General features: G+C 43.9%; 13 protein-coding genes. 10 read left to right on the forward strand and 3 right to left on the reverse strand.

Translation table 11 applies throughout. The annotated features are described in order from the left end of the window. Positions 1-345 carry a DUF3802 family protein gene (locus CTT30_RS08100; protein ID WP_239837000.1) on the reverse strand — a complete coding sequence of 115 codons (345 nt, stop codon included), beginning with the start codon at positions 343-345 and terminating at the stop codon, positions 1-3. A gap of 353 nt (positions 346-698) precedes the next feature. On the opposite strand from CTT30_RS08100, the gene CTT30_RS08105 reads away from it, so the two are divergent. Together CTT30_RS08105 and CTT30_RS08110 are read left to right on the forward strand one after the other, a co-directional pair. Continuing rightward, complete coding sequence (locus tag CTT30_RS08105; RefSeq protein WP_239866368.1) at positions 699-1,565, forward strand: fructosamine kinase family protein; 867 nt, start codon at positions 699-701, stop codon at positions 1,563-1,565. A gap of 280 nt (positions 1,566-1,845) precedes the next feature. Next, the gene (locus tag CTT30_RS08110) at positions 1,846-2,049 is read left to right on the forward strand and encodes a CPXCG motif-containing cysteine-rich protein (RefSeq protein WP_019276122.1); all 204 of its coding nucleotides are present in this window, start codon (positions 1,846-1,848) and stop codon (positions 2,047-2,049) included. A 35-nt stretch (positions 2,050-2,084) separates the two neighbouring features. On the opposite strand, the gene CTT30_RS08115 is transcribed toward CTT30_RS08110, so the two are convergent. Continuing rightward, positions 2,085-2,699, reverse strand: a complete 615-nt coding sequence (locus CTT30_RS08115) for a riboflavin synthase subunit alpha (protein ID WP_252034562.1) — start codon at positions 2,697-2,699, stop codon at positions 2,085-2,087. 178 nt (positions 2,700-2,877) lie between these two features. Between CTT30_RS08115 and CTT30_RS08120 the strand changes: the two genes are divergently transcribed. Both CTT30_RS08120 and CTT30_RS08125 read left to right on the forward strand, forming a co-directional pair. Then, positions 2,878-4,248 carry an MATE family efflux transporter gene (locus CTT30_RS08120; RefSeq protein WP_252034564.1) on the forward strand — a complete coding sequence of 457 codons (1,371 nt, stop codon included), beginning with the start codon at positions 2,878-2,880 and terminating at the stop codon, positions 4,246-4,248. An 88-nt stretch (positions 4,249-4,336) separates the two neighbouring features. Further along, a complete protein-coding gene (locus CTT30_RS08125; RefSeq protein WP_252034566.1) occupies positions 4,337-5,332 on the forward strand; it encodes a DUF3080 domain-containing protein in 996 nt (331 codons plus the stop codon). Here the strand turns inward: CTT30_RS08125 and CTT30_RS08130 are convergent. Beyond that, positions 5,322-6,182, reverse strand: coding sequence for a DNA ligase (locus tag CTT30_RS08130; RefSeq protein WP_252034568.1), 861 nt, complete (start codon positions 6,180-6,182; stop codon positions 5,322-5,324). The genes CTT30_RS08125 and CTT30_RS08130 overlap by 11 nt on opposite strands. A gap of 290 nt (positions 6,183-6,472) precedes the next feature. On the opposite strand from CTT30_RS08130, the gene CTT30_RS08135 reads away from it, so the two are divergent. Genes CTT30_RS08135 through CTT30_RS08160 form a run of 6 tightly spaced genes read left to right on the forward strand, consistent with a single transcriptional unit; the run spans position 6,473 to position 13,573 of the window. Beyond that, positions 6,473-6,790, forward strand: a complete 318-nt coding sequence (locus CTT30_RS08135) for an STAS domain-containing protein (RefSeq protein WP_239837009.1) — start codon at positions 6,473-6,475, stop codon at positions 6,788-6,790. 41 nt (positions 6,791-6,831) lie between these two features. Beyond that, complete coding sequence (locus tag CTT30_RS08140) at positions 6,832-7,671, forward strand: OmpA family protein (RefSeq protein ID WP_252034570.1); 840 nt, start codon at positions 6,832-6,834, stop codon at positions 7,669-7,671. Further along, positions 7,661-9,751 (forward strand): SLBB domain-containing protein, encoded by a 2,091-nt coding sequence (locus CTT30_RS08145; protein ID WP_370689698.1) that lies wholly within the window; start codon positions 7,661-7,663, stop codon positions 9,749-9,751. The genes CTT30_RS08140 and CTT30_RS08145 overlap by 11 nt, the downstream gene beginning before the upstream one ends. After that, a complete protein-coding gene (locus CTT30_RS08150) occupies positions 9,751-10,446 on the forward strand; it encodes a P-loop NTPase family protein (RefSeq protein ID WP_252034574.1) in 696 nt (231 codons plus the stop codon). Before CTT30_RS08145 ends, CTT30_RS08150 begins: the two co-directional genes overlap by 1 nt. Positions 10,447-10,455: 9 nt before the next feature. Continuing rightward, the gene (locus tag CTT30_RS08155) at positions 10,456-11,256 is read left to right on the forward strand and encodes a phosphate/phosphite/phosphonate ABC transporter substrate-binding protein (protein WP_252034576.1); all 801 of its coding nucleotides are present in this window, start codon (positions 10,456-10,458) and stop codon (positions 11,254-11,256) included. Positions 11,257-11,278: 22 nt separating this feature from the next. Beyond that, positions 11,279-13,573, forward strand: a complete 2,295-nt coding sequence (locus CTT30_RS08160; RefSeq protein WP_252034578.1) for a response regulator — start codon at positions 11,279-11,281, stop codon at positions 13,571-13,573. Positions 13,574-13,591 lie beyond the last annotated feature (18 nt).

Raw genomic sequence — 13,591 nt, forward strand, 5'->3', positions numbered from 1 at the left:
TTAGTCGTATTTAGCGACTGCGGAGTCAAATAAGTTTTTCACCAGAGCGATATACTCGTCAAGGAAAGCAATCTGCTCGTTTGTTGCAGGTTTAGCCCATACACCAGCTAACACTTCGCTCAAATCTTCAACCACCGAATCGGCCTCTTTAAGCAGTTGGAAGCGAACGCTTGAGTGTAGCTCTGGGTTTTGCTCAAAAATGGCCATGATGTTACTTGCTACCATATCGGTAACCACATCTTCGACACTTTCAGCACCTACGTCTCCATCTTCAGATGAGAAGACATCAAGATTAAATGCCAGATGCTCAATAAGTGCTAGGTAGCCATCGGTTTCAACAACCACTGTCGTTCTCCATTCGTTATTCTGTTTTGCGAGTCACTTTCTAATACTAAGACATATCAATGAGTTTTCACAACTCAACTCGACTCGGATACTCATAAAATTCGAACGTTGGTTATACCTCAGTTCACGGATTTGACTTAATTCGCGACTGATGGCTTTGAACTAGGATCAAGTTTTATCGAGCGAAACCATTTTACTCACTAACCCTCACCATATGGATATGACCAAGCTCACAAATTAATAAGCTTAATGAAAACCTCAACTAAATGATTGAATTTTTTGCAGTCTGAATCAGAATTAACCAGCGCCTTATTCTACAATGTTAATACTCAACTGCGAAAACGGATCGAGATATGTGGCAAGCCATCACTAAACAACTGTCTGAAACACTCTTGTTTTCTTTTGATATTGTCGAAAAAAACCGTCTCAGTGGCGGTGATATCAGTGACTGTTACATGATTAGCGATGGTGAGCAGCGCTATTTCGTTAAGATCAATCAAAGAGACTTTTACCCTAAATTCGAAATAGAAGCCGAAAATATCCGCATATTAAGAGAAAGCTCCAGCGTTTTCGTTCCTGAGCATATACTCACAGGTAAGTGTAAAGAACATGCCTTTATTATCTTAAATTATTTACCGACTAAACCGCTCGACGATAGCAGTAACAGCTTCAAGTTCGGTCAACAACTTGCCAAACTTCATCAATGGGGTGAGCAAAGAGAGTACGGTTTTGACCAAGATAATTTCATTGGATCAACCTTGCAGCCCAACAAATGGGATAGAAAATGGGGGCGTTTTTTTGCTGAGCAACGGATTGGCTGGCAACTCCAACTTATGAAAGAAAAAGGCGTTACTTTAGTCGATATTGGCGATTTCACTCGCCTTGTTCAAGATAGGTTATGCAATCATCATCCCCGTCCTTCCCTACTGCATGGCGATCTTTGGCACGGTAACGTTGCAAACTCAGTTTTTGGACCTATTTGTTATGACCCAGCTTGTTATTGGGGAGATAGAGAATGCGATATCGCAATGACGGAACTATTTGAAGGTTTTCAACCCGAATTCTACCAAGGTTATGAGAGCGTCCTGCCATTGGATTTAGCCTATAACGAACGCAAAGATATATACAATTTGTATCACCTACTCAACCACTACAATCAGTTTGGTGGACATTATCTGGACCAGTGTGAAAGGACAATCAATAAAATACTGACTTATTAATCATGATAGTTTTCTTATTTAACAATCAGTTACATACATCCATTAGCGAAGCTGTTAATACTTATTCCAACACCGAGCTCTATCTTGGTGTTTTTTATTAGCCACCTCAAACTTTGCACTTAATTTACGTCTATAACTAACTTAACGACTTAAGATTAATGTGTCGGAGCCACAAAGAATGGATTGCCATACCCCAACAACATCGACAAACACCAATATTCCACCCACGGGTATGGATGGCTTGGGCATTGATCTCATCAAAGACGTAAGGAAGAGAGCTATGCGAAAATACACTGAAAAAAGAGTTACCTGCCCTCACTGTGGGCACTCGATTGGTATCACTTTAGATGCGACCAACGGGAGTCAAAACTTTTATGATGACTGCCCTGCTTGCTGTAATGCCATTCATCTCAGCATGATGGTTAACGAACAGTTGGACGAAATAGAACTCTCAATTGACGCTGACGACGAGCAAATTTTTTAAAAAAAAGCGCCGTTAGGCGCTTTTGTACATCTCAACTAAAGGAATTTCTTAGCCGCTAGAACACGTTCTACCGAATCCACAATAGCCTGTGTTTGCGGGTCAAACTCAACATTCACTTTATCGCCCTTTTGGCGCTGACCAAATAGCGTTCTTTGCAAAGTTTCTGGTATCAAGTGAACTGAAAAGCGATTCCCTTCCACTTCACCAATCGTTAACGAGCAACCATCAAGCCCAATAAACCCTTTAGGTAAAATATATCGCATGTTTTCTTCAGGAAGTTCAAACCACACGGTACGGTTATTTGGTGTATCGATCACATCTGACACTTCAGCAGCTAAAGCAATATGCCCAGACATAGTGTGGCCACCAATTTCATCACCAAACCTCGCCGCACGTTCGATATTGACAGCATGACCAACTTCTAATTCACCTAGGTTAGTTAACCTCAGAGTCGACTGAATCAAATCAAAAGACACATTTTCGCCTTCGATTTTCGTCACTGTCAGGCAACAGCCATTATGAGCAACCGAAGCACCAATAGATAAGCCTTGGCTCATTGAAGAATCTAATCGAATAACATGAGTTTGAAACGACTCTTTCTTTTCAATGGCAATCACTTCTGCCATTCCCTGAACAATTCCAGTAAACATTGCAAATTCCAGCAGTTTTTCGTGGAGGTTAGTGTGACATTTAATTATCATTTAGCACAACAGCACCATGTATAAATTATCGATAATAACCTGGTGCTCTCCTCTTTGATTTTCGAGTTGATTCCATAGTTTGATTCTGCAGAAATCAAAACACTTTTGCTTTCATTGGAGTTTTTACGTGCATCGATACAAACAAGAAGCGAATACCTTGGTCAAACTGGCAACACCGGTATTGATCGCCTCTGTCGCCCAAACGGGCATGAGCTTTGTTGATACCGTCATGGCTGGTGGCGTCAGTGCCATAGATATGGCTGCCGTATCCATTGCTTCAAGCATCTGGCTACCTTCTATACTTTTTGGTGTAGGCTTATTGATGGCGTTGGTTCCGGTCGTCGCCCAGCTCAATGGCTCTGGTCGCCAGATTAAAATTCCATTCGAAATACAACAAGGTATCGCGATGGCTCTACTCATCTCGATTCCAATCATTGGCGTGTTATTTCAAACCAAAGCCATCATGGGTTTGATGGATGTCGAACAGCTTATGGCAGAAAAGACCAATGGCTACATGCATGCAGTTATGTACGCCGTACCTGCCTTTCTCTTGTTCCAAACACTGCGAAGCTTTACAGACGGTATGTCGCTGACCAAGCCCGCAATGGTTATCGGATTCATTGGTCTACTGTTTAACATTCCACTTAACTGGATCTTTGTTTACGGTAAATTTGGCGCACCAGCACTTGGCGGTGTAGGCTGTGGTGTTGCGACAGCCATCGTTTACTGGCTGATGTTCTTTATGCTGTTGTTTTATGTCATTACATCAAAACGCGTTGCACACATTAATCTTTTCGGACAGTTCCACAAACCTCAACTGAAACCCCTTACTCGCTTGTTCAAACTCGGCTTTCCAGTGGCTGCTGCGCTCTTTTTTGAAGTTACCCTATTCGCTGTCGTTGCCCTACTGGTTGCTCCGCTTGGATCATTGGTTGTTGCAGCACACCAAGTCGCCATTAATTTCTCTTCATTAGTGTTTATGTTGCCAATGAGTATTGGCGCAGCAACCAGTATTCGTGTCGGCCACAGCCTTGGGGAAAACAATGTTGAAGGGGCAGCGATTGCGTCTCGCGTTGGCATCATTGTGTCGGTCGCTTTGGCTCTTTCTACCGCGCTCTTAACCGTGCTGTTCCGAGAACAAGTTGCGTTACTTTATACTGACAACCGAGCGGTCATTGATATTGCTTTGCAATTGTTATTGTTTGCTGCAATTTATCAGGTCACAGATGCCGTTCAAGTTGTCGCGGCTGGTGCATTGCGCGGTTACAAAGACATGTCTGCTATATTCAATCGTACTTTTATCGCTTACTGGATCTTGGGCTTACCTATTGGTTACATCTTAGCTATGACAGATTGGATTGTTCAACCTATGGGCGCGCATGGCTTTTGGATAGGTTTCATCATTGGCCTATCTTCCGCTGCACTTATGCTCGGTCTTCGCCTTCGGTGGATGCATCGGCAACCTAATAACATTCAGTTGGAGTTTGCCTCCAAATAACAGTGAAAGGTCAGCCATGCTGACCTTTTTTGCATTTTACACGTAGACTAATAGCAGATCTTGATTATTTTTATTACACAACCAACGTATGCGTTTCTTATTTGTTTTTATATTAACTCTATCCCTGACAGCATGTGATTGGCTAAAAGATCCAATAGAGGTAAGTCTAGACACCTACCTAGAGCGTATTGCGAATATCCAAAACCGCGACGCGCCCTCAATGCCAGCCAACATCAATATTCTGCTCCCTGAAAAGCGAGAGTTACTCATTACGATACCCAGTATCAGCATTGGCTTACTAGACAGTTATGAACTGCGCAAATGTGGGCTATTTAATCTGGTCGCGGAGAAAAATTCAGTTCTTGGTAAGGTACAAGACCAATTTCGTAACTTCGATTATCAAATCAAACTCAGCTACGGTATAGAACGTTGCTTGATGAGCACTGATATTTCACAAGCACTGAAAGCACAATTAACCCCAATCAAACAGCAAAAACTCGATCAATTGCCCGAACATTTTGCAAACTTAGCCTTTACTAGCGAAGCAATGCGTCATCAACTGGAAGCGACGGAATGGCTTTCGATTGAACATGGCAGGAGTAGCACTCAAATAATGCAAGCCATTAATCAGATTGATTGGGGTCATACTGCCAGTAAAGCTTTAAGTGACGGTGACACCCTAAACGCACTCACACCTTATCAAGAAGCGTTAGAGAAACATCCTGTTCTCGGCCCACTCAGTTATTCAATGCTTAACGCCAGTAATAAACTTAATATTGTCACTCAACAGCTTAAAAATCACGACGGGACCATTCTCTGTAGCCGAGGAAGAAACACTACGAAATTTCGTTATTTAAGAAATGTATTTAATCAATTCTATATTGGTGAAATACAGCCATATCTTGCCAAAATTGACAGTATGTATAACGAACTCAACCCTATGCTTGATTTTGTCGAAAGCGGCCATCCCAATTATCAATACCCTATTAGGCAATATCACCAAACGTTCAGGCGCGCGACTAAAGAGCATGTTCAATATTGGCAAGGCTTATTCAAACGTTGTGGAGCGCCACCTACTCGCTGACGTAATCAGGCCTCTCTCTCATATAGCGAGCAAACTTTGGAATACCATTTTGTGTATAACCGTTGTACCTAAATGTAATGGTTGAACCGAGTTTTGGTGGATGGCGGCGCTGCTCATCAGTAAAGCCACTGCCGATATAAAATTCCACGCCTGAGTTCAATTGAATGAGTAAGGCACCCATCTTACCGCTGTACTTCCCCTTACCCACCTTATAACCCACGACAATGCCTTCGGCATCCTGATGCTTCTTCATTTTGAGTAAATCACTGCTGCGGCCGGCTTGATAACGACTAGTGATTTTCCTTAACATTAGCCCTTCACCCTTTTGTTCACTGACATTGTCGAGAAAGTGAAACAGCTCTTGCTCTGAGTGAATTGGAGTATGTTCAATGAGTTTAATGTGTGAAGTCTTCAGCGTATGGACTAAATGGCGAATATTGTAGTAACGCTTTTGATAGTCACCAGCAGCATAAGGCATATCGAACAGCATGAAATCAATCTTCTGCCAAGATACATCTGACGGCTGTTCATCTAATACCGTTTTTTGAACAATATGAAAATTCCCTCGCCCAGCCCAAAGCTCGCCTTCTACTGCATAATCCGGTAGTGGCTTGATGAACCAGTCAGGCGCATGAATAATCTTCCCATTTCGAGTCGTAAGCTGAGTGCCATTCCAGATTGCTCTGATGCCATCTAGTTTTTCACTTTTCCAATAATCTTCGACATTAGTACCATATTCATAAGCATTGGCTTGAGTGACAGGAATAAAGCCGTGTGAGTAGTGAGCATCCGCCAGAGCATTAAAAGAAAGCGCCACTCCTATCGCAATACGGGTCAATTTTATTTGCATCCTTACCTCCAAAATCTCCATTCAAAGTGATTCTCAGGGCTTGGGACATAAGTTCAATCAATGCCAACTGACATTACGAGCGACCTCAAAAGTTACTTAGACCTATAAATGTGTCAGTTACAACATCCAGTAAACCATTTTTACTTACAGGCATGATTCTCAGTCTGAGAAAACGTATTTCTCAAATTGAGAATCATAACAAGCCACATCATATATCATTGATTTTATTGGAGATATTTTTTGGCACATTACGTGCTCTTCTTAAGAAAACTGACTGAGGAGATATCGTCATGGAACTACGTAAAATTGAACTCACTAATGAAACTCTTACCCTTCAAATTGATGGCAACTTAGATGCTGAAGGCAGCCGATACGCACAAAAGCACATTGATGAGATTATCGCCGATCAGCATGGCGAGGTTGAAATTGATTTTCGTAATGTTCGCTTTCTTGATTCTTCCGGTGTCGGCGCTCTGGTTTACCTTTACAAACGCTTAGTAGAGCGCGAGCGCCAGATGCGCATCGAGAATGTCACTGGCCAGCCACTGGAAATTATCAACCTACTTCGTATCGACAAAGCTATCCCAGTGAACTCTCAAACTCACTAAAACAACAATTGAGATCTCACCCACTAACTAAGGAAGTTGGCATGATGAACTACATAAAGCACATAGCCCTAATTGTACCCATCGTAAGCGTGATTGGCTGTAGCAGCTACCCTGAAGCCGGACGTGGAGGCATTGCTGAGCAATACATCCAATCAAACTTCACTCCTGTTATGCCAGACGAACCACTCGGCCCAGAGCATGGCTTGCGCTTTGACTGGCAGCTGGCAAAACTTCATCTCGATGCACTCGTCCGCGAGGGGGCTCGTTGGTGCTTCCCCGCCGCCGTCGTTCAAGCTATCGAAAAACAGAACAGAATCGCTAGAGAATTAGAAGGTGGTTTGTTGCTAGATGCAGCCAACGATATCGTCATTCAACGCAGACGATTAGACGAACTAGAGCGACAGCTAGATTACGTCACATCTCAATCTAAATGCGTTCCACCGCATGATGAATTCTCATTCCAACAACAATTGGCCATCATCGACAAACTCTACAATCTGTTAAACGTTGATAACCAATTTGCCTTCAACTCAACAGAAGTTAACCCGAAATACATGGGTCACCTTGCGCAAGCAGCCAACATTTTACGAGAGCATAAATCGCTACATTTGACCGTTACCGGCCATGCCGACTCGGTCGGAGACGAGCTAGAGAATCAGCAGCTTGCAATGGGTAGAGCAAAACAAGTGAAACGTTATCTAACCATTTTTGGCCTAGAGCCGAAAAGAATAGAAACGAAATCCCTCGGCGAATCCCTCCCGCTTTTTGAAGGTGAATCAGATGGCGTTCGACTCACTAATCGCAGAGTCAGCATCGAGGTTGTTGAAACCAACGAGCTTGCAGAGAACAAATTGAATGGAGGCTACTCTCATGTGGAATAAATTTATCTTAATCACCCTAGCTTGTTTGTTCGCAGCCTCTGTTAATGCCGAAATAGAACGCGTGCAGGTTGGTGATATGATTCAGGTTAACCTGCCAGGCGAAGAAACACTAAATAAAGGATTCCAAGTCGACAAGCGAGGCCGAATTAGCCTACCAGAAGTTGGCGCATTCTACGTCGCTGGATACACTGAAAGCCAGTTGCAGCAATCCGTGCTCAACGCGTTAAGCAAAGTCTATCGAGATCTTTCTACTGCATCGGTTTACATTTCAGAGCAACAAGTGCTTATCTCTATCCAGGGTTACGTAAACTCCCCCGGTGAGTATACTTTGTCGAAAAGCGCAGATGTTCAAATGGCGCTCCATGCTGCTGGCGGACTTCGCTCGGGTGCACAGTTGAACAACCTGCTTCTCAAGCGTGGAAAGGACAAGTTTCCGTTTAACTACAAACGGTTTTTGGATACGGGCGATGAGTCCCTGCTACCTAAGCTTAAGTCTTTGGACACTATATTCGTTCCTGCCTCACCCTTGGTTGGCAACATTGAGCAACAGTTTGATGCCAGTAAGTTGGCGAACTCCGGTGATAGTGCAGACAACAGAACCGCGATTAAAGTGTTTGGTGAAGTCAATGCCCCCGGCTCCTTCACATTCAAGAATACTGCCGACTTAGTCGATATCCTGATGCGCGCTGGTGGTGTGACCCGGTACGCTTCTGTGGAACAGATTCGTGTTATCAGCAACAACAAGCCTCAAATTTTCAACCTGAAAGAGTATTTAGATAGCGGAGATACCTCTCTTCTTCCTAACCTTCAGCCAGGCACTACGATTTTCGTCCCTAAACAAGAAGAAGAAATTCGTGCAGGCTCAAACGTTATTTACATCATGGGAGAAGTCAAACACCCAGGTGCTTACGAAGGTAAGAAAGGCGCTTCTTTCATGGACATTCTGGCTAATGCAGGCGGTCCAACTCGTTATGCAGAATCTCGCCAGATTCGTCTTATTAAGGCAAATGGGCAGGTCATCAAGTTTGATCTAACCGCCTATACCGAAGGTTTAACGACTCAAACACCTCCTCAGATCCATGCTGGCGATGCGATTTTTGTCCCCGAAAAGACCGATATGAACGAGAAGTCATGGCTCAAAATCTCGCCAGATCGTGCTGTTAATGTCATTGGTGAAGTAGTTCGCCCCGGACGTATCGAATGGTCAGATGAAATGGATATGATGCACCTACTTGCGCACGTTGGTGGACCGACTCTTCGAGCAGACACGTCCAAAATAGAAGTAGTGACACCTAACGGAAAAATGAAAACGTTCAACCTTGACGAGTTTATCTTGAATGGCGCGCAAATGGCTGAGCTGCCTGTCATCAGCGCTGGTACCATCATTCGCGTTCATGACTTACCCCAAGATCCATCTGACAATAAATCCCAATGGGTACGTCAGAGCTCAGATGCATCTATATATGTCTTCGGCCAAGTCAATGCTCCGGGTCGCTACCGCTTTACCAAAGAGATGCATTTTCTGGATATCTTGTCTGCGGCAGATGGCCCAACCAAAGATGCCGACATTCATAACATCAAAATTACCCACAGAGACAAAACGTATTCAAAGGTTAGCAAGCTTAACTTGTCACTGTATTTCGAAACTGGCGATGAAAGCCTGCTGCCCAAAGTCACTATGGGTGACACGATTTATATCCCAGAAAAAGACAAGATCTGGCTGGACACAAGCAAAGAGTCAACAGTACGAGTGTTGGGTGCTGTCAATAGCCCGGGTCGCTATGTATTTGACGACAACATGACAATCCTAGACATTCTGGCGGAGGCAGGCGGCCCCTCTGACAGAGCCTATTTAGAGAAAATCTCCATCGTCAATATGTCTTGCTGCCAAGGACAGGCACGTACTTTTGACTTAATCGACTTCAGTAAAACCGCCAATATTTACAAGCTTCCAGTGCTACGCGCAGGCGATACGATTTACATTCCAGATCGCAGTGAGAGCTTTTTTGAAAAAGCACGAGTAGGCCTTGAAGACATCCTACGCTTGACGACCACCATTGTATTGATAGGAGCACTGTAATGATGATTCCTGCTACGTTAACCGAGGTAGAACATATCTATCTAGCCGCTGAATTGGCCGAGGCACGTTCAATCTGCCTAACGGGCTGCAATTCAGGTGACGGCGTCACGTCAATTGCTTCTGCGTTAGCGGAGCGTTACTTACTCGGTGGGCACAAAACTCTTCTGGTGGACCTAAACTTATTCCATCCTGCGTTTGAGCCCGCTCTTGGCAATGCAGTTCAAAGTGAGGATATTGGAGTGCTACTGGAACATAAATCATCCCGACAGCTTTTCACAGGTTTACCTGTGCCAGAGCAGACCTCGACTCTCCTAGCCTATAAAGATCCAAGTGTTTTGAGCAACTCAGTAGATAAATGGTTACAGCACTACGATAGAGTCATCTGCGATACCTCGCCTTTGCTGCATGTAAACCGAGGGAATATCCCCGCTCAGGTCGTCGCCAGCGCATGTGACCAAACAGTATTAGTGGTCATGGGAGGGAAAACATCAACCGGTCAAATCCAAAAATCGCAAGAGCTTCTCCAAAGCCCGAAAATCTCACTACTAGGCTCGATTTTGAACTTAAAGAACCAGGCAACGTTAGGACAGGAAATGGCTCGAGAGATCCAGAGGTTGAGATTTATTCCCCAGTCGTGGAGGGAGAAATGGGCACAAAAACTCCTCACCAACGAGTTTCTCTCTCACTCAGCCTAAGGAGCCATTATGAAAAGCTTTACCTTACTCACTATGCTGACACTCCTTTCGCTGCCCTTGTATGCTGAGTCACTGACTTTTGGCATCGTTCCTCAACATTCAGCGAGCAAGCTTGCTGAACAATGGGCTCCTATCATTGAGTATCTCTCAGAGAAAACAGGGCAAAAGATCGTATTCAGTACAGCGCCTGACATCCCCATGTTTGAACAGCGTTTAAGGAATGGAGAATACGATCTCGCTTATATGAACCCCTATCACTACACGATCTTCAGCGTATCACCCGGTTATGATGCTATTGCAAAAGCCAGAAACAATCGACTTAAAGGCATTATTGTCGTACGCAAGGACAGTGGCTTTTCGGCGCCTAAGCAACTCAACAATGCAGAAATAGCTTTTCCTTCACCTGCAGCCTTTGCCGCCACCGTACTCACTCAAACCTATCTAAAACAAAATGAGGTTAACTTTCAACCATCCTATGTGTCGTCTCATGACTCCGTTTACCTATCTGTCGCCAAGGGTTTTTTCCCTGCGGGAGGCGGCATATTAAGAACGTACCTGTCTCTATCGGATGAGATACGTCAACAACTAACGCCAATATGGACCACCAAAGGATATACCCCTCATGCAATCGCAGTTCATCCCGAACTTGATGGGAAGTTAAAAAATAAAGTTCAGCAAGCGCTTATCGAGTTTGACCTTTCCCCAGAAGGACTAGCGCACCTAGATAAACTCAAGCTCAAAGGTTTTATTACAGCCCAAGATAGTGACTGGAACGACGTTCGAGCACTCAAGATTACAGTATTGGAATAATCAGCAACGGGAGTGCCATGCTATGTCATTTAGAATGAAAACCATACTTGGGATCGCCTTTATTGAGATCGTTATGCTCGTAGCGCTTACATTGAGTGCAATGAGTTTTCTCTCCAACTCAAATGAAAAGCAACTCATCCAGCGCGCAAACTCGACGGCTTCCATGTTCGCGCACGCTGCTAAGGACGCAATGATCACCACCGACATTGCGACTTTAGATGATTTGGTCAAAGAGTTCATGACCATTGAAGATATTGCTTATATCAGGGTAATGCGCGATGAAAAAGAGCTGTCATGCGATGGAGATAAAGCATTATTGCAACGTACTATGTCGATTGATGACGACTTAAATTCTGTCAATGATGGGATTTTCGACACTCAGGTACAAGTCAAAAGTGGCAATGTAAGTTACGGCACTATAGACATAGGTTTCGAAGTATCTGATATCAACTCTATGCTTACCAGTGCTCAAAAAACAATAATAGGAATAGCTTCCATTGAGGTCGTTCTGGTCGCTATATTCTCTTTTTTCCTCGGAACCTACTTGACCAAAAGCTTAGTAAAACTCATAGAGGCAGCCAATACGGTCAGTCAACACGGCCCGGGATTTCAGCTCAACGATCACTCCAAAGGCGAGCTGGGAGAGGTAGCCAGAGCGTTTGACGACATGTCGATTAAACTCGAAAAAAGCTATCAAGATCTGAAACACGCGCGTTTCGAAGCCGAACAAGCAAATGACTCAAAAAGCCGCTTTTTAGCCTCGATGTCACACGAAATCCGCACACCAATGAACGGCGTTTTGGGTATTTTAAATATTCTTGAAGAGTCAAAACTCACTCGCGAGCAGAAAAAATTGGTCAATACCGCCACCGAGTCAGGACAATTTCTACTCAGCATTATCAATGACATTCTGGATTTCACCAGAATGGAATCCAACACGCTGCGACTTGAGCATAAACCATTCAATTTGCGTCATTGCATTGAAAATGTCGTTGAGACCTTTCAACCATCAGCGAAAGTACGTTCTCTTGATTTGAACTGCCTCATTGATGGTTCTGTTCCCACCAATGTTCAGGGCGATGAAAACCGCGTTAAGCAAATCCTGCATAACTTGCTCGGTAATGCGATGAAATTCACCAAAGAAGGCAGCGTAACTATTCAGGTGGTAGCTGAGATTGATGAAGGTCATAAAGCCAAGATCGTTTGCAGTGTCATAGATACGGGTGTCGGCATTAACCACAACGCAGTGGAATATCTGTTTGATGAATTCACTATGGTTGACCAGACCTATTCAAGAAGCCAGGAAGGCTCTGGGCTGGGTCTCGCAATATGCAAACGCTTATGTGAGTTGATGGACGGTAACATTGAGGTGGAAAGTACACCTTCTATTGGTAGTACCTTCTCCTTCTCAATCAAATTGGAACTCGCAGACCAGTTGATCAGTGCATCCCATCAGAACACGAACAATAATGAGTTACGGGTATCGGATGTCAGCATATTAGTGGCTGAGGACAACAAAGCCAATCAGCTGGTCATAAGCGAGATGTTTAAGCGCATGGGGATTGCAATGGACATCGCTGAAAATGGCCGCCGTGCTTTAGAAATGGTTGAGCAATACCATTACGACCTTATCTTTATGGATATCTCTATGCCAGAACTTGATGGTATGGAAACCTGCAAAGCTATTCGCTCGATGACGGATGAAACGGCTCGGCAAATCCCTATCGTTGCATTGACCGCCCACTCATTGTCAGGTGATAAGGAGCAGTTCCTCGATGCAGGGATGAACGACTATTTGTCAAAACCGATTCGCTTGTCACAACTAATTGAAAAAATTAATCTATTCTTAAGTGGTGATGCGAACAACTCTGCTGAAAAATCTGATAATTTAAAGATTGAATCGCATACGCAGGGTATTAACAACCATTCTATAAGTCAGGACATACAAGTGGATTTAGAACTCGTCGACGAACAAGTGCTAGAGCAAATGATAGAAGACACCAGTGCTGATGTTCTTCCTATGCTAATTGATCATTACATCGAAGAATCCAATGAGCGCTTGAGTAAGATTTATCAAGCCATGGAAGACCGAGACAAAGAAACGCTTGAGTTTGAAAGCCACACGTTAGGCAGCTCCTCTCTGGCTTTAGGAAATAGAGTGTTATCCAACCTTGCGAGAAAGATTGAGCGCATGTGCTTAGAAAATCATGAACAGCAAGCCTTTGAACTTTCTGAAGAACTAAAAGAACTGGCTGAGAAGTCACTTGCTGCTCTTGAATATAGAAAAACGCTGGGCTTCATCGAACCAGCAGGCTAGATAACAAGGATGACGTCA

Origin of the sequence: Vibrio coralliilyticus (assembly GCF_024449095.1) — a bacterium.
Lineage (GTDB): Bacteria > Pseudomonadota > Gammaproteobacteria > Enterobacterales > Vibrionaceae > Vibrio > Vibrio coralliilyticus_A.